This is a genomic window from Parasphingorhabdus sp. (assembly GCF_036568145.1).
Lineage (GTDB): Bacteria > Pseudomonadota > Alphaproteobacteria > Sphingomonadales > Sphingomonadaceae > Parasphingorhabdus.
Window position 1 is genome coordinate 83,768 of record NZ_DATCTC010000039.1, and the last position, 18,576, is coordinate 102,343.

Consider the following 18,576-nt stretch of genomic DNA (forward strand, 5'->3'; position numbering starts at 1 on the left):
ATGAGCGGAGGGCGAGAGCACGCAAAACATACCTAATTTGCGGGTAAATTCACGGAAAATGAAAATTATTCCAAAGATTGAAGAGTAGTGGTTGACAGTCAGGCAGACCTCTTATACTTGGCCATCTCCACTGCAGAGATCGGCTAGTTAGCCGGTACTTAAGCGGGTGTAGCTCAGTTGGTTAGAGCGCCGGCCTGTCACGCCGGAGGTCGCGAGTTCAAGTCTCGTCACTCGCGCCATTTCCCCTATTTAGAGGGATTTGGCGGTTCAGGAACGAAATTTCCCGGTATTCATCCAAAACAACAGCGGTTTGATCGGGAATATCCAGATTATTCCCGCAAAAATATAGATCGGCAGTTGCAGCCAGAAGTTCAGGCCGCTGATCCAGTCCATCATGGTCACGACAATCCCGCACCATAGCAGAATCAGGACAAGCATCAGAATCATTCCGAATGGCTTGCGCCAACTGGGAGCATCTGGCGGGTTATAGGGGGTCTGTTTGTCTGATTCCGGGTTCATGACTATACTGCTTTCTGGATTATCTCGGCCTCTGTGACGATCATATCCAAACTATGGTCATGGGGCTGCATCGGTATATGATCGGCTTCCTGCACCGACCAGGCCAGACCTATCCGGGGCGCTTTGGGGTGTTTTTCAAAAGCCCTGTCATAATGGCCGCCGCCTTGACCGAGCCTTCCCATTGACCGGTCGAATGCAACCATAGGGGCAATGATCAGGTCAGGAGATACAGCGGGACAGTTATTGCCGGGTTCGGCTATATCCCGATATCCCGATACCAACAGGTCGAGACTGTCAACTTGTCTGAACGTAAGCTCTGTTCCATCAACAACAGCAGGAAAACATACTGTTTTTCCGGATTCAATCAGATATTCAATCAGCCGGGCCGTCGGTGCCTCTGATCCGGTCGCGTTATAAAGTGCGATGATTTCGCTCTGTTCAATAAGTTTAGCAAGCGGAGAAGGCGGTCTGCGGAAAGCCAAGCCCCGTGTCGCCGGATCCAATTGGCTGTAAAAACTATCACGTCGCCGCCGGAACTCTTTACGTAGAGTCTTTTTTTCGTCCGATAAGCTATTCAAACAGATGACTTTCTTTTGAGAGGTGACGGGACCGCCAAGGCCGTTTGCCGGAAAATCCTCTGACGCCTATTACGTCAGGTGGGCGCCATATGCATCGGACCCGACTTCCAAAAAGTCCGCAATCCGGGCAGGGACAGCTCCCTATGTTGTTATATCGCCTCAGGGATATTCGCTTCTAGCTCGTACCAGGCAGTGCCCGTCAACATCTATTTAGGGATGATTTGCGCTTTGCTCAAGGCTGTTTGCGAAACCTTCTATGCGATCAGCCAGTTTTTCCAGCGCAAGGAGCGTGCGTTCATCTTCGGCAGCTTTTGATTTCTCTGCTTTACTCGGTGGCGGGATTCCCGCTTGCGGTGCCGGCTCGTTGCCCTTCACATTTTTTACGGCATGCAGCTCGTCTGCAAGTAAAAGCAATGTAAACAGTAACATGCGGTTTTCTGTCAATCTGGACGGGTCGCCGGTTTCCCTCGATTTCGCATCGACCATCGTGCCCAGTTTGCTGAGATGTTCTTCCTCACCATCCTGACAAGTCACTGTGAAGGACCGGCCGCCGATTTCTAATTTTACCTGCGCCATATCAGCGCTCTTGCCGGGCGATTAGCCCATCGATAGTGTGAATTGCCTGTTTCATTTCATCTTTCAGGGCGGCGTGGCGTTTTTCGAGGTCCACATCCATCAGAAGATCAGGCTGCCTATTGGCCATTGTCTGATTGGCTGCTTCTATGCGACTAAGCGCCCGCTCTATGCGGCCGATCGCGAGGATCACTCGTTCGTTTTCCATGACTTGGTTCCGAAATATAAGTTTTTATGGCTAGTTGGTATCAATCTAACACGGCCTAGTAAACAAGAGAACGATGAAGCGGAGCCTTGACGATATGGGCGCAGACTATCAAAGGGTGTGTCAAATTGGCGAATCGGTAGATTTTCTAAGTCCGCCGTTGTCATCACCTGATCATTGTTAGGGGTTTCGAAGAACATGGCTGTTTCCGAAAATATTTCCGAAAAAACTATGGCAAACGCCATTCGCGCACTGTCAATGGATGCTGTGCAAGCGGCGAATAGCGGTCACCCAGGAATGCCGATGGGCATGGCGGATGTTGCTACCGTCTTGTTTAGCGAATTCCTGAAGTTTGATCCCAAAGCACCAAAATGGGCTGACCGCGACCGGTTCGTTCTTTCTGCGGGCCACGGCTCGATGCTGATTTATTCATTGCTGCACCTAACAGGATATGAGCGGCCCACGCTTCAGGATATTAAGGATTTCAGGCAATTGTCATCGCCTTGTGCGGGGCACCCCGAAAACTTCAAGCTTGAGGGAGTGGAGGCGACCACGGGGCCATTGGGTCAGGGCTTTGCCATGGCGGTCGGTATGGCGATTGCCGAGCGGCATTTGAATACGCATTTCGGTGATGATCTGGTGGATCACAAGACTTGGGTTATTGCCGGTGACGGCTGCTTGATGGAGGGCATCAACCATGAGGCCGTAGGTCTGGCCGGGCACTTGGGCCTTGGGCGGCTTAATGTTCTGTGGGATGATAATGGCATAACCATTGATGGCGGTACGGAATTATCGACCAGCGAGGATGTTCCTGCGCGCTACCGTGCTTCTGGCTGGCATGTTGTTTCCTGCGACGGGCATGATTTTGATGATATTCGCAAGGCACTGAAAGAAGCCGAAGCTGATCCGCGGCCTTCGCTGATCGCTTGTAAAACAGTCATCGGCTACGGCGCGCCCACCAAACAGGGCACGTCCGCAACCCACGGTGCTCCCTTGGGTGATGAGGAAATTGCCGGAACCCGCTCTTCACTGGGATGGGATCACGAGCCTTTCGTCATTCCCGAAGATGTGCGTGCGGCATGGCTGGCTTTGGGCGAAAAGGGTGCCGCCGCGCATGACGCATGGAACAAGCGGCTGAACGGTCATGCTGACAAAGCCGAATTTGAACGGCGCATGGCTGGCGCTTTGCCAGATGGCAGCGCGATGAAGGACTATCTGGACGGTTTGGCAGCGAACCCGCCAAAGGTTGCAACGCGTAAGGCGTCTGAAATGGCATTGGGCGCGATTACCGCCGCCCTACCGGAAATGCTTGGCGGTAGCGCGGACCTTACCGGTTCAAACAATACCAAAACAGACACGACCAAGCCTTTGACAAAGGATGATTATTCCGGGCGCTATATCTATTATGGCATTCGTGAATTTGGCATGGCTGCTGCGATGAACGGCATGGCGCTACATGGCGGCATCATTCCTTATGGCGGCACATTCATGGTGTTTAGCGATTATTGCCGCGGAGCGATGCGTCTGTCAGCAATCCAGAACGTGCGCACGGTTTATGTCATGACCCATGACAGTATCGGACTAGGCGAAGACGGGCCAACCCACCAGCCTATTGAGCATCTGCAAAGCCTTCGTGCAATGCCGAACATGCATGTTTTCCGGCCCGCCGATGCAATTGAGACAGCCGAATGCTGGGCGATTGCGCTCAAACGCTCAGAAGGGCCATCAACGCTCGCCTTGACCCGTCAGAATCTGCCGCCGCTGCGTGATGATGTTAGCGTGAACCTTTGTGAAAAAGGCGCTTATTCGCTGAAAACGGCAGAGAATGACAAACGTGTCGTCCTGATTGCCACTGGTTCCGAAGTATCGCTGGCCATGGATGTCGCTACTCAGCTAGAGGCAAATGGTGTAGGTACGGATGTGGTCTCCATGCCGTGCAGCGAATTGTTCGATGCACAATCAGATGAATATAAATCACAGCTATTCGGCACAGATGATATATTGCGGGTTTCCATTGAAGCAGGAACGACATTTGGATGGGAACGCTATACAGGGTTGAACGGCTTGCGCTTCGGCATAGACAGTTTCGGGGCCTCCGCTCCGATTGACGATCTGTTCGATTATTTTGGGCTGACCGCAGATAAAATTACACCGCAAATCCTGGCAAAGCTGGGCTGATACTGGCTATAATCTGGAAATCAAAGGAGCAACATTCATGACAAAAGTAGCAATTAACGGATTTGGCCGTATCGGTCGCCTCGTCGCTCGCGCTATTCTTGAGCGTCCGGACTGTGGTCTGGAACTGGTAGCCATTAACGATCTTGCCGATGCAGAAGCAAATGCCCTTTTATTCGGTTATGACAGCGTGCACGGCCGTTTCCCCGGTGAAGTCACCGCTGATGGAAACAGCATTTCGGTCAACGGCAAGAAAATTGCTGTCACATCAGAACGTGATCCGGGTAATTTGCCTCATGGTGAAATGGGGATTGAAATTGTTCTGGAATGCACCGGATTTTTCCAGTCGAAAGAGCAATCGCAGCCGCATATCGACGCCGGCGCGAAGCGCGTGTTGATCTCTGCTCCTGCCAAAAATGTCGATAAAACCGTCGTTTATGGCGTCAACCATGACGTATTGACGTCAGAAGATATCATTGTGTCCAACGCATCTTGCACTACAAACTGTCTGGCGCCGGTTGCAAAGGTTCTGAACGACGCGGTTGGCATCGAGCGCGGCTTTATGACGACAATTCACAGCTACACCAATGACCAGCGCATTCTGGACCAGATGCATAGTGACATGCGACGTGCCCGCGCCGGTGCGGTTAACATGATCCCGACCACCACAGGCGCTGCCCGTGCGGTTGGTCTGGTATTGCCGGAACTGAATGGCAAGCTGGACGGATCGTCAGTTCGTGTGCCGACACCGAATGTCAGTCTGGTCGATCTGGTCTTCACCCCAGGCCGCGACACTACAGTTGAAGAAGTGAATAACGCTCTGAAAGCCGCTGCTGAAGGGCCTATGAAAGGCGTCATGGTTTATGAAACCAAACCGCTGGTATCGAGCGACTTCAATCATCAACCTGCCAGTTCTTCGGTAGATAGCCTGGAAACCACAGTGATGGACGGCAAACTGGTCCGTGTTGTCAGCTGGTATGACAATGAGTGGGGTTTCTCCAACCGGATGCTTGATACCGCAGGTGTAATGGCGGGGCTGCTTTAAGCAGAAAGGCTCTGAATAATGGCTGGCAACAAATTCAAAACACTGGATGATATTGGCGAGGTTACCGGGAAGGTCGGTTTGGTAAGGGTTGACCTCAACGTGCCAATGTCGGACGGCAAGGTTACTGACGATACAAGGCTGAAATCGGTCATCCCGACCGTAACCGAGCTGGCGGATCGCGGAGCCAAAATATTGTTGCTGGCCCATTTCGGGCGTCCCAAGGGTCAGGCGGATCTGAAATATTCGCTGGAGCCTGTGGTCGCACCACTTGCGAAGGTTCTGGGCAGAAAAGTCGGTTTCATGCAAATGCCGACAGGGGATTTGATTGACGCCCTGCCAAATGGCAGCATCTCTGTGGTTGAGAACAGCCGGTTTGCGCCGGGTGAAGAGACCAATGATCCCGAACTGGCCAAAGCCATTGCTGCTTATGGCGATTTTTACGTCAATGACGCCTTTTCCGCAGCTCACCGTGCTCATGTGACGACCGCTGGACTGGCAGAATATTTGCCAGCCTATGCGGGACGGTCGATGGAGAGGGAGCTTAGCGCACTGGACAAGGCTTTAGGTGATCCGGAGCATCCGGTTGCTGCGGTTGTTGGAGGCGCGAAAGTTTCCAGCAAGCTCGATGTTTTGAGTCAAATGGTCGAGAAGGTGGATCACCTTATCATCGGCGGCGGTATGGCGAATACTTTTCTGGCTGCGCGCGGTGTCGATGTTGGCAAATCGCTGTGCGAACATGATTTGACGGACACCGCAAACGAAATATTGGAAGCAGCAGACAGGGCCGGTTGCACCGTGCATTTGCCCTATGATGTGGTGGTTGCGAAGGAATTCGCCCCCAATACGCCAACCCGCACCGTGAATGTGCATGAGGTTGCGGCAGATGAAATGATTCTGGATATTGGACCAGCGGCGGTTGAAGCCCTGTCTGATGTTCTGAAAACCTGCAAAACGCTGGTCTGGAATGGCCCACTGGGTGCTTTCGAAATCCCGCCATTTGATCGGGCGACGGTTGCATTGGCGCAAACGGCGGCGGCTTTGACTAAAGAAGGTTCGCTGCTATCAGTGGCAGGCGGCGGCGATACGGTCGCGGCGCTTAATCATGCCGGAGTGGCAGATGATTTCAGCTTTGTTTCAACTGCGGGCGGCGCTTTCCTGGAATGGATGGAAGGCAAGGAATTACCTGGCGTTGCAGCATTGCGGCGGTAAGATTAGTTAAAACAGAATAATAGCATAATAGATCAAGGAAGTAGTTTCATGCATGATCCGAAGATGATGGATAAAATCGAAAATGGTCCTGGTTTTATCGCGGCTCTTGACCAGAGCGGTGGCTCTACGCCGAAAGCGCTTAAAGGGTACGGCATTAATGAAGATGCCTATTCCAATGATGACGAGATGTTCGCCCTGATTCACGGCATGCGCAGCCGGATCGTGACAGCCCCAAGCTTTAACGGCGACAAGATTATCGGTGCCATCCTTTTTGAAAAGACCATGGACGGCGAAGCGGACGGAAAGCCGGTGCCGGAATTGCTGTGGGAACGCGGTGTCGTGCCGTTCCTGAAAGTTGACAAAGGTCTGGAAGACGAAGCTGACGGCGTACAGATGATGAAACCGATGCCCGAACTGGATGCTCTTTTGGAACGGGCCAAAGCAAAGGGTGTGTTTGGCACCAAAATGCGTTCGGTCATCAACAAGGCATCGCCAACAGGTGTTGCTGCGATTGTGAAGCAGCAATTCGAGGTTGCCAGTCAGATTCTGGATCACGACTTGATGCCGATCATCGAGCCGGAAGTGAACATTAAAAGTGCAGACCGTGCGGAATCTGACGCTCTGGTGCTCGCTGAAATCAAGAAGCAGCTCGATGCGCTTCCCGAAGATCGCAAAGTCATGCTGAAACTATCCATTCCGGTGGAAGCCAATCTTTACGCGCCGCTGGTTGACCATCCCCGCGTTGCCCGCGTTGTTGCCCTTTCCGGCGGTTTTACGCGCGACGAGGCTTGTGTTGAACTCGCAAAAAACCGCGGCATGGTCGCAAGCTTTTCCAGAGCATTGCTTCAGGATTTGCGCCATTCGATGAGCGACGCCGAATTTGACCAATCATTGTCCAGCGCCATCGACCAGATTTATCAGGCCTCAACCGTTAAGGGCTAACGTGACTGACACCGTGCCCTGCCAGTTGTATCTGATTTCTCCGCTGGATGTCGGAGGTGATTTTCCCGAGCAGTTGCAATCTGCTTTGGAGGCAGGGCCGGTGGCCGCGTTCCAGTTTCGTGTTAAGGATATTGACGCTGATGAGGCAGCAGCCCTTGCCGAACCATTGAAAACTATATGCGACGCGCATGACGTTGCCTTTATCGTGAACGATGATGTCGCGCTCGCCAAACGGCTTGGTGCGGACGGTGTTCATCTGGGGCAGAGCGACGACACTCTGAAAAATGCGCGCGCGCAGCTTGGTGATCAAGCGCAGATTGGTATCACTTGCCATGACAGCCGCCACCTTGCCATGGAAGCAGGAGAGGGCGGGGCCAACTATGTTGCCTTTGGCGCATTCTTTCAGACGCAGACTAAGGAAACCCAATATCAGGCTGATCTAGACCTGCTGCGCTGGTGGTCAAGTATCATGGAGATTCCCTGCGTTGCGATTGGCGGAATTACGCCCGATAATTGTCAGCCACTGATTGATGGCGGCGCGGACTTTCTGGCCGTTAGCGGTTCGGTTTGGAATGATCCAAACGGCCCGGCCCATGCCGTAAAGCGCTTTGCGGAAATTTTGTCGCAAAATTGAAAGTTGATCGCGCTGTGACAGTGATCAGGCAGATCACCTTCAGGTAGATGGTGGTCAGGACGAACTTCTCGTAATGCCGATATTGGATTTGACATATTGCGCCACGAACCGTTCAATCGAGGGCGGCGAAAAATTCGGTAACTGCTCCAATTCCCTGATATAATCAGTCATCGGAGCGAAGGATTGTATCCTGCCATAGCGGATGGTATAACCGAACAGGCCTGCTGCAATGGCTTTGCATGAATTCGGCGGACGAAAATCAATTGCGTGCGGCGGCTTTGACCGGGAAACCAATGGTTCCGTTGTGGATGGCGCTTCGGCGCTCTTATTCTTCAAGATATTCGCGTGTTCCATACAGTTTGCATACGCCCCTTTAAACGCAGGGTATTGTATGAAAAGGACAATAGAAAAATAAACATGCAAATCAAAGTTATATTTCTGTTGTCATGAAATTGTAATCTCGAATCTTCGCTGAGCTTGCCTATCTTCGCCTCTCGTTATACAGGGCCGCAACACAAGAATCCGAAAGCGAGATGACCCATGAAAATTAGCGGTGTAGATATTCGTCCAGGCAACATTCTGGATTATGAAAACGGTCTATGGAAAGTCGCCAAGATTCAACACACACAGCCCGGCAAAGGCGGTGCCTATATGCAGGTGGAGATGAAGAATCTGGTCGATGGCCGCAAAACCAATATCCGCTTTCGTAGTGCCGACACGGTCGAAAAAGTCCGTCTCGACACAAAAGAATTCCAGTATCTGTTCGCCGATGGCGAGATGCTGACCTTTATGGACAAGGAAAATTTCGAACAGATTACTCTGCCCAGAGACTTGCTTGGCGATGCCGCCGATTTTTTGCAGGACGGGATGGACGTGATGCTGGAACTTTATGAGGAAAAGCCGATCTCGGTTCAATTGCCTGACCAGATTGAAGCCGAGATTGTTGAGGCCGATGCTGTTGTCAAAGGCCAAACAGCATCGTCCAGCTACAAGCCTGCGGTTCTCGACAATGGCGTGCGCGTCATGGTGCCGCCCTTTATTTCTGCCGGCACACGGATCATCGTGGACGTATATGCCCGCGAATATGTCGGCAAAGTGTCGTAAAGGGCCTTAAGTTCCCCCGTTTGCCCTGAACCTGATACTGAAAGCTTTAAGACATGCCAGCACATTCCGCTCTTATCACCGTAATGGAACGGGCCGCACGCAAGGCCGGAGCACGCCTGCGCCGCGACTTTGGCGAGGTTGAGCATCTTCAGGTATCGAAAAAAGGTCCTGCCGATTTCGTGTCCAAAGCCGACATGCGTTCGGAACGCATTTTATATGATGAACTGTTGAAGGTTCGTCCGGGCTGGGGATTTGTCCTTGAAGAAGGCGGCATGATCGAAGGCGAAGAAGGCAAGCCGCGCTGGATTATCGACCCGCTCGACGGCACAACCAATTTTCTCCACGGCATCCCGCATTTTGCAATTTCCATCGCGGTGCAGGAAAGATCTATTGACGGTAAGGGCTGGGGAAAGATTACCAGTGGCCTGATCTATGAGCCGGTTTCGGACCAGACATGGTGGGCCGAAATGGACAAGGGGGCCTATCTGGGTGACAAGCGTTTGCGTGTTTCGGCGCGGCGGGACTTGTCTGAAGCGGTTATCGCCACCGGTATTCCCTTTGCCGGGCACGGGGATCTGGGCGAATGGTCGCGCATCTTTGGTTCTATTGCGCCGCAAGTGGCTGGTATCCGCCGCAATGGTACAGCGTCGCTGGACCTTGCCTGGCTGGCAGCTGGTCGCTTTGACGGATTTTGGGAATCTGGGCTGCAGGTTTGGGATGTCGCAGCGGGTATTTTGATGGTGCGCGAAGCTGGCGGTTTTGTGAGCGATTTTACCGGAGGCGACCAACCTATCGGACAGCGCGAAATATTGGCCGCGAACGAGGCATTGCACAGCAAGCTGCACAAAATACTTGCGAAGTCGCTGCTGTAATAATTTATGCAATGGGTTATACCCCAAATTCAAGCCATTTGGCCTTGCAGCTTGGGCAGCCTATCCCTAAAAGCGGGCCAGAAATCTAGAGAAACGAGTCTATTGTGGTCGATTTATCCGAATATGCACCGATACTGCTTTTTCTAGCGGTCGCTCTTGGTTTATCCGCGTTGTTTGTTTTTCTGCCTATGGGCGTGGCGCGGTTGACCGGGACCCATGACCCGCATCCGGATAAGCTTTCCGAATATGAGTGCGGTTTTCCGGCTTTTGAAGATTCTCGCAGCCAGTTTGACGTGCGCTTCTACCTGGTCGCCATATTGTTCATCGTTTTTGATCTGGAGGCGGCATTTCTGTATCCTTGGGCAGTGTCCCTGGGGCAGATTGGCTGGATTGGCTGGTCGTCGATGATGGTCTTTTTGGTCATCCTGACGGTTGGTTTTATTTATGAATGGAAAATGGGAGCGCTCGATTGGGAGTAGAGACCGGCAGTAACGTCATTTTGAATGCGGATGGAACGCCTATGGCGCCCAATGCGCAGCCAGATGAGGCGTTTTTCAAAGACCTGAATTCGGAAGTGAATGACAAGGGGTTTCTTGTCACGTCCACCGAAGAGCTGTTCCAATGGGCGCGGACGGGTTCCCTTTGGTGGATGACCTTCGGTCTGGCCTGCTGCGCTGTGGAGATGATCCACGTAAACATGCCTCGCTATGACATGGAACGTTTTGGCGCTGCACCGCGAGCCAGCCCACGTCAGTCCGATGTTATGATCGTTGCCGGTACGCTGTGCAATAAAATGGCCCCGGCACTGCGCAAGGTTTATGACCAAATGTCGGAACCGAAATATGTGATTTCGATGGGATCATGCGCCAATGGCGGCGGTTATTATCATTACAGCTATTCTGTGGTTCGCGGCTGTGACCGAATCGTGCCGGTTGACATATATGTGCCCGGATGCCCGCCAACAGCAGAGGCTTTGCTTTACGGTGTGATGCAGTTGCAGCGCAAAATCCGGCGGATAGGGACTTTGGAGCGTTAATATGGCAAACGGTGCTCCCAGAATTTCCAGCAACGAAGGCGTTGCTGCGGCGCTCACCAAATCATTGGGCGCGGCTGTGCTTGATACGGTCGAGGCCTATGATGAAATAAGCATCACAGTTGATCGTGAGAAGCTGCCCGAAGTGATGGACACGCTGCGCGATGACCATGAATATCAACAGTTGGTCGAGATTGCCGGTGCTGATTATCCGGATCGTGTAGAGCGTTTCGAGGTTTGTTATCACCTGTTAAGCCTGACCAGAAACCACCGTATTCGTGTGAAGGTTACGGCCGATGAAAACACACCGGTGCCAACGGTTACCCATATCTGGGAAGTCGCCGGATGGTTGGAGCGTGAAGTTTTCGATATGTACGGGGTGCTGTTTGATGGCAATCCCGACCTTCGCCGGATTTTGACCGACTATGGCTTTCAGGGCCACCCTTTCCGCAAGGATTTTCCGCTGACCGGATATGTGGAAATGCGCTATTCCGAACAGGCCAAGCGTGTGGTTTATGAACCGGTCAAGCTTGCTCAGGATTTTCGCAGCTTTGACTTTATGTCACCTTGGGAAGGTGCGGATTATATTCTGCCCGGCGATGAAAAAAGCGGCGACGCGCGCACCCAGGCGGGGGACAAGAAATGACCGTTTTTTGTCTCGCTGTGCATGAAGGATTTGGATCGATGGAGATCGCCCATGGCTGATTATCTCGACGAAATGGAGCATTTGACTGATGAGGCGGATGCCGAATTCGGTGATGTGCAAATCCAGAATTATACGATCAATTTCGGTCCCCAGCACCCGGCGGCGCACGGCGTCCTTCGGCTAGTGATGGAATTGGACGGCGAGATTGTTGAACGTGTCGATCCGCATGTCGGTCTGCTCCATCGCGGCACTGAAAAGCTGATCGAGTATAAAACCTATTTACAGGCATTGCCCTATTTTGACCGGCTGGATTACTGCTCGCCGCTCGCAATGGAATATAGCTATGTGCTGGCGATTGAGAAATTGCTCGATCTCGAAGTGCCGTTGCGCGGTCAGTATATGCGGGTGTTGTTTGCGGAATTGACGCGCATCTGCAACCACATGCTGAACCTTGGTTCGCATGTAATGGATGTGGGCGCGATGACGCCCAACCTGTGGCTGTTTGAAATTCGGGAACAGTGTCTGGAGTTTTTTGAGCGCGCCAGCGGTGCGCGGATGCACAGCGCCTGGTATCGGCCCGGCGGCGTGCATCAGGATGTTCCGCTGAAATTACTGACCGACATGGCTGATTGGCTGGACGAGTTTCCGACCTTGTTCGAAGATGCGGTTAGCCTTGTCATAGACAACCGTATTTTCAAACAGCGCAATGTTGATGTGGCGACCGTAAGCAAAGATGATGCCGTGCGCTGGGGCTTTTCGGGGCCGATGATCCGCGGTAGCGGTATTGCATGGGATTTGCGCAAGTCGCAGCCTTATGACGTTTACGACCGTATGGAATTTGACGTACCGGTGGGCACAAGCGGCGATTGCTATGACCGGTTCATGGTTCGCGTTGAGGAAGTTCGCCAGTCTGCACGGATCATGCGGCAATGCCTGAACGAAATGCCCGAAGGGCCAGTTTCCAGTACCGACCGCAAAGTGGTTCCACCCAAGCGCGGTGAAATGAAGCAGTCAATGGAAGCGCTGATTCATCATTTCAAACTTTATACAGAAGGCTTTCATGTGCCTGCTGGCGAAGTCTATGTCGCAACCGAAAGCCCTAAAGGTGAATTTGGTGTCTATCTGGTCAGTGATGGCACGAACAAACCTTATCGCTGTAAAATCCGTCCGACCGCTTTTTCACATTTGCAGGCGATGGATTTTATGACCAAGGGGCACATGCTGGCCGATGCCACCGCTATTCTGGGCGCAATGGATGTTGTGTTCGGGGAGTGTGACCGATGACCGGCGGCTTTTGTTTTGGGATTAAATCTGGGAACCGCGTTTTGATACGCGAAATAGAAGTGAACTAGATGGCTGAAGCTCCAAACACACCTGATGAAATTGAAGTTCGCGCCAAATGGGGCAATTTCAAATTCACGCCAGAGAATGAGAAACTGGCGAAGTGGCAGATTGCCAAATATCCGGAGGGGCGCCAGCGCTCTGCTGTAATGGCTTTGCTCGACATTGCCCAGCGTCAGGTTGGCGAAGAAACAAAAACGCAAGGCTGGTTGCCGGTTCCGGTGATCGAATATGTCGCAGATTATCTGAATATGCCCTACATGCGGGTCTATGAGGTCGTGACATTCTACACCATGTATAATCGCGCCCCCGTGGGCCGCTTCCACGTGCAGGTCTGCGGTACTACGCCTTGTATGCTACGCGGTAGTGACGATGTGTTTGCCGCATGCAAGAATAAAGGCATGGCCAAGGGTAAGACGACACCTGACGGCCTGTTCACGCTGACCGAGATTGAATGCATAGGAAACTGTACGAACGCGCCGGTGGTTCAGATTAACGATGATAATTACGAAGATCTTGATTACGACATAATGTCGCGCATTCTGGAAGACCTCGCCGAAGGCAAAACTGTTCCTGCGGGATCGCAGATTGGCCGCAAGACCAGCGAACCCGAAGGCGGGCCGGTAGTTCTGAAAGAAATGGTCAAGAGCAACCACGATTACCGGAATGAGTGGTGATGAGTGTGCGTATGCTCTGCGGGAGTAAGAAATAATGGGCTTTGACTTTCTCCAGGACAAAGATCGGATATTCACCAACGTCTATGGCTTTCAGTCATGGGACCTCAAAGCTGCACAAAAGCGCGGGGATTGGGATAAGACCGCTGATCTTATCAAACTCGGCAATGACAAGATCATCAACGAGATCAAGGAAAGCGGACTACGCGGACGTGGCGGAGCAGGTTTCCCGACGGGTTTGAAATGGTCCTTCATGCCCAAAGAATCGCCTGACGGGCGGCCCAGCTTTCTGGTTGTGAATGCCGATGAATCCGAACCCGGTAGCTGTAAAGACCGTGAAATATTACGGAATGATCCCCATAAGCTGATTGAAGGGGCATTGATTGCCGGCTTCGCAATGCGGGCGCGGGCGGCGTATATATACATACGCGGCGAATATATCATGGAAGCCAAGGTCATGGAGGCGGCCGTCAAGGAAGCCTATGACGCAGGATTGATTGGCAAGAACGCGGCCAAATCAGGCTATGATTTTGATGTTTTCATCCACCGCGGTGCTGGCGCATATATTTGCGGTGAAGAAACCGCGATGCTTGAAAGCCTGGAAGGCAAAAAAGGGCAGCCCCGACTGAAGCCTCCATTTCCTGCGGGTGCGGGGCTTTATGGTTGCCCGACAACCGTCAATAATGTGGAATCCATCGCGGTTGTGCCGACCATCCTTCGCCGCGGAGCGACCTGGTTTTCCAGCTTTGGCCGCGAAAATAATCACGGCACAAAACTGTTTCAGGTTTCCGGCCATGTTGAAAAGCCTGCGGTCTTTGAAGAATCCATGTCGATTCCGTTCAAAGACATGATCGAAAAGCATTGCGGCGGCATTACCGGCGGGTGGGATAATCTGCTCGCGGTTATTCCGGGTGGCTCATCCGTGCCTTTGGTACCTGCGGAACAGATCATGGACGCGCCGATGGATTTTGACGGGCTGCGTGATTTGGGCTCTGGCCTTGGCACTGCAGCGGTGATCGTGATGGACAAGTCAACTGATATTGTTCGCGCGATTTCACGGATCAGCTATTTCTACAAACATGAAAGCTGCGGCCAGTGCACACCGTGCCGTGAAGGTACAGGGTGGATGTGGCGCGTGATGGAAAAAATGCGCGACGGCAGTGCCGACATTGCTGACATAGATACGCTGTATCAGGTCACTAAACAGGTAGAAGGCCATACAATTTGCGCATTTGGCGATGCAGCTGCATGGCCGATCCAGGGCTTGATCCGTCATTTCCGACCGGAAATGGAGCAGCGGATTCGTGAGAATGCGGCCAGTGAAAATAGAGGTGAAGAAGTGTTGGAGGCGGCGGAATAATGCCTATAGTCACCGTAGATGGCATCGAAGTAGAAGTGCCACAGGGCGCAACCGTGCTTCAGGCTGCTGAGCTTGCGGGTAAGGAAATCCCGCGTTTCTGTTATCATGAAGGGCTGAGCATTGCGGGTAATTGCCGCATGTGTCTGGTCGAAGTGAAGCCCGGACCACCAAAGCCGCAGGCAAGCTGCGCGCTGCCCGCTGCCGATGGTCAGGAAATCCGCACAGATACCGAAATGGTTAGAAAAGCGCGTGAAGGCGTGATGGAATTTCTGCTCATCAACCATCCGCTCGATTGTCCGATTTGTGACCAGGGCGGTGAATGCGACTTGCAGGACCAGTCTATAGCTTATGGTAGGGGCCGTTCGCGCTTTGAAGAGAATAAGCGTGCTGTCACCGAAAAATATATGGGCCCGGTGATTAAGACGGTCATGACGCGCTGCATCCACTGCACTCGCTGTATCCGCTTCGCCGAAGAAGTGGCCGGTGTCGAGGAAATTGGCGCAATCAACCGCGGAGAGTCGATGGAAATCACTTCCTACCTCGAACATGCGGTGCATAGTGAATTAAGCGGTAATGTTGTCGATCTATGCCCCGTTGGCGCTCTGACCAGCAAACCCTATGCGTTTGAAGCCCGTCCTTGGGAACTGACCAAGACGATGGGCATTGACGTGATGGACGGAGTTGGCACGAACATCCGCATTGATAGCCGCGGACGCGAAGTGCTTCGCGCATTGCCGCGTCTAAACGATGATGTGAACGAGGAATGGGCGACCGACAAAACCCGTCACGCGATTGACGGTTTGATGCGGCGCCGCCTTGATATACCTTATGTTCGTCGTGATGGCACGTTGGTTCCGGCAAGCTGGGCCGAAGCGTTTGAAGCCATTGCAGCAGTAAAAGCGGGTAGCTCAGTTGCCGCGATAGCGGGTGATCTGGTCGATTGCGAAACCATGTATGCGACCAAGAAACTGGTCAATTCCATGGGCTCCGATATGCTGGAAGGGCGTCAGACCGGACTGTCTTATGATGTTTCCAATCTGGCGGCTGTCAATTTCAACACTACCATCGCTGGTATTCAGGAAGCCGATGTCATCATTCTGGTTTCAACCAACACGCGCTGGGAAGCATCGCTGGTCAACACCCGTATTCGTAAGGCTGTCCGCAAGGGCGGGGCGAAGGTCTTTGGCATAGGGCCAGAAGCGGACCAGACCTATCCGGTCGAATGGCTGGGCGATGATATGAGCCTGCTCACCAAATTGCCCAAGGAAGCCGCAGATGCGCTGAAAAATGCCGAGAGACCTGCGATTATTCTGGGCGGCGGTGCGTTAAGTGTTGAAGGTGCGCATGGTGCGGCCTTGAAACTGGCTGCGAAATACAAGCTGGTCCGTGATGACTGGAACGGTTTTAACGTGCTCCACATCGGTGCGTCCCGCACCGGCGGTTTGATCCTTGGCTATGCTTTTGATGGCGGGATCAAGGCCATCGCTGCGAAAAAGCCCAAGCTGCTCTTTTCGCTGGGCGCGGATGAAATGGATTACGCGCCGTTTGAAAAAAGCTTCAAGGTCTATATCGGCCATCATGGCGATGCCGGGGCACATGCCGCGGATGTGATCCTGCCAGCGGCCGCATATACCGAGAAAAACGGCACTTATGTAAATCTGGAAGGCCGTGTGCAACGCTCCAACAAAGCGATTTTCGCACCGGGTGACGCTCGCGAAGACTGGAGCATTTTGCGTGCCCTGTCTGACGTATTGGGTAAAACATTACCCTTTGACAGTTTTGCTGAGCTGCGCGGCCAAATGTTCGCGGATCAACCGGATCTGGCCGTTGAACGTTTGCTAACCTTTGATTGGGCACCGCCGACCGGACTGTCGGACAAGCCCACGGGACAAGGCGTTCACCCGATCAAGGATTTCTACCTCACCAACAGCATCGCGCGCGCCAGTGCGACGATGCAGCGCTGTTCGGCAGAATTGCTCCACGGTGATGATATGCTGGAGGCGGCAGAATGACCGAATATCTGCAATCGACTTTCCTTGGCCCTGAGCTGGGCTGGTTTGTTGCCACGCTTGTGCTGATCCTGCTGATTGCGCTGCCACTGATGCTGGCCGTTGCAATGATTATTTATGCAGACCGCAAGATTTGGGCAGCGATGGCGCTACGCCGGGGACCAAACGTGGTGGGCCCGTTTGGGCTTTTGCAATCCTTCGCGGATGGTTTGAAGGTGTTTCTTCAGGAAACAATTATTCCGTCTAGTGCGAACAGGGGTTTGTTCCTGCTTGCTCCAATCATCACCTTTACCGTGGCTTTGGTAGCCTGGGCGGTTATTCCATTCAGTGAGACGATGGTGCTCGCCAATATTAATATCGGGCTACTCTATATTCTGGCGATCAGTTCGTTGGGCGTTTACGGCGTGGTGATTGCGGGCTGGTCAAGTAACTCCAAATACCCGTTCTTTTCTTCGATGCGGGCGGCCGCGCAGATGATCAGTTATGAGGTTTCAATCGGCTTCATCCTGATTTCCGTGGTTCTATTTGCCGGAACGTTCAATCTTAATGATATCATCACGTCGCAACAGGGTCATATTTTCGGCTTTGTCAATGCCTATGGCCTTAACCCGCTGCTCTTTCCGATGGCCGTGATGTTCCTGATCTCCTCTCTCGCGGAAACGGCTCGCCACCCTTTCGATTTGACCGAGGCTGAATCGGAATTGGTTGCGGGCTACCAGACAGAATATAGCTCGATGAGTTTTGCGCTATTCTGGCTTGGTGAATATGCGAACATCCTGTTGATGTGTGCGCTCAATGTCATCCTGTTCTGGGGCGGATGGTTGCCGCCGGTGGACTGGGAACCGCTTTACATGGTGCCGGGTATCATCTGGCTGTTCATTAAGATGTTTGCGTTTTTCTTTATCTTTAGCTGGGTCATGGCCACCGTGCCGCGCTACCGCTATGACCAGCTCATGCGCTTGGGCTGGAAGATATTCCTTCCGATTTCGATCTTCTGGGTAGTCCTGGTAAGTGGTTATCTTATGCTGACGAGGTATGGCTAATGTCCATCGCACAAACGATAAAAGCATTCACGTTGTTCGAATTTATCGGCGCACATGCGTTGACGTTGAAATATTTCTTCAAGAAGAAGAAAACGATCAACTATCCCTATGAAAAGAACCCGATTTCACCTCGGTTCCGGGGGGAGCATGCGCTGCGCCGCTATCCCAACGGGGAAGAGCGTTGCATAGCCTGCAAATTGTGCGAGGCGGTTTGTCCTGCACTGGCGATCACGATCGAAGCCGAACCGCGTGAAGACGGATCACGTCGCACCACGCGCTATGATATTGATATGACGAAATGCATTTACTGTGGTTTCTGTCAGGAAGCCTGTCCTGTGGATGCGATTGTTGAAGGACCGAATTTTGAATATTCGACCGAAACACGTGAAGAACTGATTTACGACAAAGCCAAATTACTGGAAAATGGTGACAAATGGGAGCGGGCAATCGCATCCAACCTTGCCGCCGACGCGCCCTATCGGTAATGGGCGGGCAGAACGGGGATCCGGAATAGTGAAGTACGATTCTTTAATCAGCGCTTTCCCAGTGAAAATGGGGATGTTTCGCCGGTTCTTTGTCAAGTTCCACATGGTTCCGGCCTTCGCCGGGATGAC

20 protein-coding genes, 1 tRNA gene and 1 pseudogene are annotated in these 18,576 nt (G+C 52.6%); 17 read left to right on the top strand and 5 right to left on the bottom strand.

Annotated features, from left to right (window positions below; genetic code table 11):
* Positions 1-162: 162 nt before the first annotated feature.
* Positions 163-239, top strand: a tRNA-Asp gene (locus VIN76_RS15635).
* A 28-nt stretch (positions 240-267) separates the two neighbouring features.
* On the opposite strand, the gene VIN76_RS15640 is transcribed toward VIN76_RS15635, so the two are convergent.
* The 4 genes from VIN76_RS15640 to VIN76_RS15655 all read right to left on the bottom strand — a co-directional run bounded on the left by VIN76_RS15640 (position 268) and on the right by VIN76_RS15655 (position 1,878).
* Positions 268-519 (bottom strand): DUF2842 domain-containing protein, encoded by a 252-nt coding sequence (locus VIN76_RS15640; RefSeq protein ID WP_332042799.1) that lies wholly within the window; start codon positions 517-519, stop codon positions 268-270.
* Between the two features lie 2 nt (positions 520-521).
* Entirely contained in the window at positions 522-1,097 is a 576-nt protein-coding gene (locus tag VIN76_RS15645; RefSeq protein ID WP_332042800.1) for a 5-formyltetrahydrofolate cyclo-ligase, read from the bottom strand.
* A 210-nt stretch (positions 1,098-1,307) separates the two neighbouring features.
* Positions 1,308-1,673: a cell division protein ZapA gene (locus VIN76_RS15650; RefSeq protein ID WP_332042801.1), complete on the bottom strand. Its 366-nt coding sequence runs from the start codon at positions 1,671-1,673 to the stop codon at positions 1,308-1,310.
* Position 1,674: 1 nt separating this feature from the next.
* Entirely contained in the window at positions 1,675-1,878 is a 204-nt protein-coding gene (locus VIN76_RS15655) for a hypothetical protein (RefSeq protein ID WP_332042802.1), read from the bottom strand.
* A 195-nt stretch (positions 1,879-2,073) separates the two neighbouring features.
* Here VIN76_RS15655 and tkt point away from each other — a divergent pair, with 195 nt between their 5' ends.
* The 5 genes from tkt to thiE are packed head-to-tail and all read left to right on the top strand — an operon-like array spanning position 2,074 to position 7,880.
* A complete protein-coding gene (tkt, locus tag VIN76_RS15660; RefSeq protein ID WP_332042803.1) occupies positions 2,074-4,053 on the top strand; it encodes a transketolase in 1,980 nt (659 codons plus the stop codon).
* A gap of 37 nt (positions 4,054-4,090) precedes the next feature.
* Positions 4,091-5,095, top strand: a complete 1,005-nt coding sequence (gene gap, locus VIN76_RS15665; RefSeq protein ID WP_332042804.1) for a type I glyceraldehyde-3-phosphate dehydrogenase — start codon at positions 4,091-4,093, stop codon at positions 5,093-5,095.
* Between the two features lie 18 nt (positions 5,096-5,113).
* The gene (locus tag VIN76_RS15670; RefSeq protein ID WP_332042805.1) at positions 5,114-6,304 is read left to right on the top strand and encodes a phosphoglycerate kinase; all 1,191 of its coding nucleotides are present in this window, start codon (positions 5,114-5,116) and stop codon (positions 6,302-6,304) included.
* Positions 6,305-6,352: 48 nt separating this feature from the next.
* Positions 6,353-7,246: a fructose bisphosphate aldolase gene (locus VIN76_RS15675; protein WP_332042806.1), complete on the top strand. Its 894-nt coding sequence runs from the start codon at positions 6,353-6,355 to the stop codon at positions 7,244-7,246.
* A gap of 1 nt (position 7,247) precedes the next feature.
* Positions 7,248-7,880, top strand: a complete 633-nt coding sequence (thiE, locus tag VIN76_RS15680; RefSeq protein ID WP_332042807.1) for a thiamine phosphate synthase — start codon at positions 7,248-7,250, stop codon at positions 7,878-7,880.
* A gap of 54 nt (positions 7,881-7,934) precedes the next feature.
* Here the strand turns inward: thiE and VIN76_RS15685 are convergent, their stop codons facing one another.
* The gene (locus tag VIN76_RS15685) at positions 7,935-8,216 is read right to left on the bottom strand and encodes a hypothetical protein (protein ID WP_332042808.1); all 282 of its coding nucleotides are present in this window, start codon (positions 8,214-8,216) and stop codon (positions 7,935-7,937) included.
* 204 nt (positions 8,217-8,420) lie between these two features.
* Here VIN76_RS15685 and efp point away from each other — a divergent pair, with 204 nt between their 5' ends.
* The 11 genes and pseudogenes from efp (at position 8,421) to nuoI (ending at position 18,447) form a co-directional block, all read left to right on the top strand.
* On the top strand, positions 8,421-8,984 hold the full coding sequence (gene efp / locus VIN76_RS15690; protein ID WP_332042809.1) for an elongation factor P: 564 nt from the start codon (positions 8,421-8,423) through the stop codon (positions 8,982-8,984).
* A 53-nt stretch (positions 8,985-9,037) separates the two neighbouring features.
* Positions 9,038-9,856, top strand: coding sequence for an inositol monophosphatase family protein (locus VIN76_RS15695; protein WP_332042810.1), 819 nt, complete (start codon positions 9,038-9,040; stop codon positions 9,854-9,856).
* A gap of 104 nt (positions 9,857-9,960) precedes the next feature.
* On the top strand, positions 9,961-10,335 hold the full coding sequence (locus VIN76_RS15700) for an NADH-quinone oxidoreductase subunit A (RefSeq protein ID WP_332042811.1): 375 nt from the start codon (positions 9,961-9,963) through the stop codon (positions 10,333-10,335).
* Positions 10,336-10,376: 41 nt separating this feature from the next.
* Entirely contained in the window at positions 10,377-10,892 is a 516-nt protein-coding gene (locus tag VIN76_RS15705) for an NADH-quinone oxidoreductase subunit B family protein (protein WP_332042909.1), read from the top strand.
* Between the two features lies 1 nt (position 10,893).
* A pseudogene (locus VIN76_RS15710) lies at positions 10,894-11,499 on the top strand (NADH-quinone oxidoreductase subunit C); the annotation flags it as partial.
* Between the two features lie 87 nt (positions 11,500-11,586).
* On the top strand, positions 11,587-12,819 hold the full coding sequence (locus tag VIN76_RS15715; RefSeq protein WP_332042812.1) for an NADH-quinone oxidoreductase subunit D: 1,233 nt from the start codon (positions 11,587-11,589) through the stop codon (positions 12,817-12,819).
* A gap of 68 nt (positions 12,820-12,887) precedes the next feature.
* On the top strand, positions 12,888-13,553 hold the full coding sequence (locus tag VIN76_RS15720) for an NAD(P)H-dependent oxidoreductase subunit E (RefSeq protein WP_332042813.1): 666 nt from the start codon (positions 12,888-12,890) through the stop codon (positions 13,551-13,553).
* A gap of 34 nt (positions 13,554-13,587) precedes the next feature.
* On the top strand, positions 13,588-14,910 hold the full coding sequence (gene nuoF, locus VIN76_RS15725) for an NADH-quinone oxidoreductase subunit NuoF (RefSeq protein WP_332042814.1): 1,323 nt from the start codon (positions 13,588-13,590) through the stop codon (positions 14,908-14,910).
* Positions 14,910-16,922, top strand: a complete 2,013-nt coding sequence (gene nuoG, locus VIN76_RS15730) for an NADH-quinone oxidoreductase subunit NuoG (RefSeq protein ID WP_332042815.1) — start codon at positions 14,910-14,912, stop codon at positions 16,920-16,922. Before nuoF ends, nuoG begins: the two co-directional genes overlap by 1 nt.
* A complete protein-coding gene (gene nuoH / locus VIN76_RS15735; protein WP_332042816.1) occupies positions 16,919-17,962 on the top strand; it encodes an NADH-quinone oxidoreductase subunit NuoH in 1,044 nt (347 codons plus the stop codon). Before nuoG ends, nuoH begins: the two co-directional genes overlap by 4 nt.
* On the top strand, positions 17,962-18,447 hold the full coding sequence (gene nuoI / locus VIN76_RS15740) for an NADH-quinone oxidoreductase subunit NuoI (protein WP_332042817.1): 486 nt from the start codon (positions 17,962-17,964) through the stop codon (positions 18,445-18,447). The genes nuoH and nuoI overlap by 1 nt, the downstream gene beginning before the upstream one ends.
* Positions 18,448-18,576: the final 129 nt, after the last annotated feature.

Coding starts and splice junctions, on each gene's coding strand:
- VIN76_RS15640 (WP_332042799.1), bottom strand. CDS start 519: ATGAACCCGGAATCAGACAAACAGACCCCCTATAACCCGCCAGATGCT.
- VIN76_RS15650 (WP_332042801.1), bottom strand. CDS start 1,673: ATGGCGCAGGTAAAATTAGAAATCGGCGGCCGGTCCTTCACAGTGACT.
- VIN76_RS15655 (WP_332042802.1), bottom strand. CDS start 1,878: ATGGAAAACGAACGAGTGATCCTCGCGATCGGCCGCATAGAGCGGGCG.
- tkt (WP_332042803.1), top strand. CDS start 2,074: ATGGCTGTTTCCGAAAATATTTCCGAAAAAACTATGGCAAACGCCATT.
- gap (WP_332042804.1), top strand. CDS start 4,091: ATGACAAAAGTAGCAATTAACGGATTTGGCCGTATCGGTCGCCTCGTC.
- VIN76_RS15670 (WP_332042805.1), top strand. CDS start 5,114: ATGGCTGGCAACAAATTCAAAACACTGGATGATATTGGCGAGGTTACC.
- VIN76_RS15675 (WP_332042806.1), top strand. CDS start 6,353: ATGCATGATCCGAAGATGATGGATAAAATCGAAAATGGTCCTGGTTTT.
- efp (WP_332042809.1), top strand. CDS start 8,421: ATGAAAATTAGCGGTGTAGATATTCGTCCAGGCAACATTCTGGATTAT.
- VIN76_RS15695 (WP_332042810.1), top strand. CDS start 9,038: ATGCCAGCACATTCCGCTCTTATCACCGTAATGGAACGGGCCGCACGC.
- VIN76_RS15705 (WP_332042909.1), top strand. CDS start 10,377: ATGGCGCCCAATGCGCAGCCAGATGAGGCGTTTTTCAAAGACCTGAAT.
- VIN76_RS15715 (WP_332042812.1), top strand. CDS start 11,587: ATGGCTGATTATCTCGACGAAATGGAGCATTTGACTGATGAGGCGGAT.
- VIN76_RS15720 (WP_332042813.1), top strand. CDS start 12,888: ATGGCTGAAGCTCCAAACACACCTGATGAAATTGAAGTTCGCGCCAAA.
- nuoF (WP_332042814.1), top strand. CDS start 13,588: ATGGGCTTTGACTTTCTCCAGGACAAAGATCGGATATTCACCAACGTC.
- nuoG (WP_332042815.1), top strand. CDS start 14,910: ATGCCTATAGTCACCGTAGATGGCATCGAAGTAGAAGTGCCACAGGGC.
- nuoH (WP_332042816.1), top strand. CDS start 16,919: ATGACCGAATATCTGCAATCGACTTTCCTTGGCCCTGAGCTGGGCTGG.
- nuoI (WP_332042817.1), top strand. CDS start 17,962: ATGTCCATCGCACAAACGATAAAAGCATTCACGTTGTTCGAATTTATC.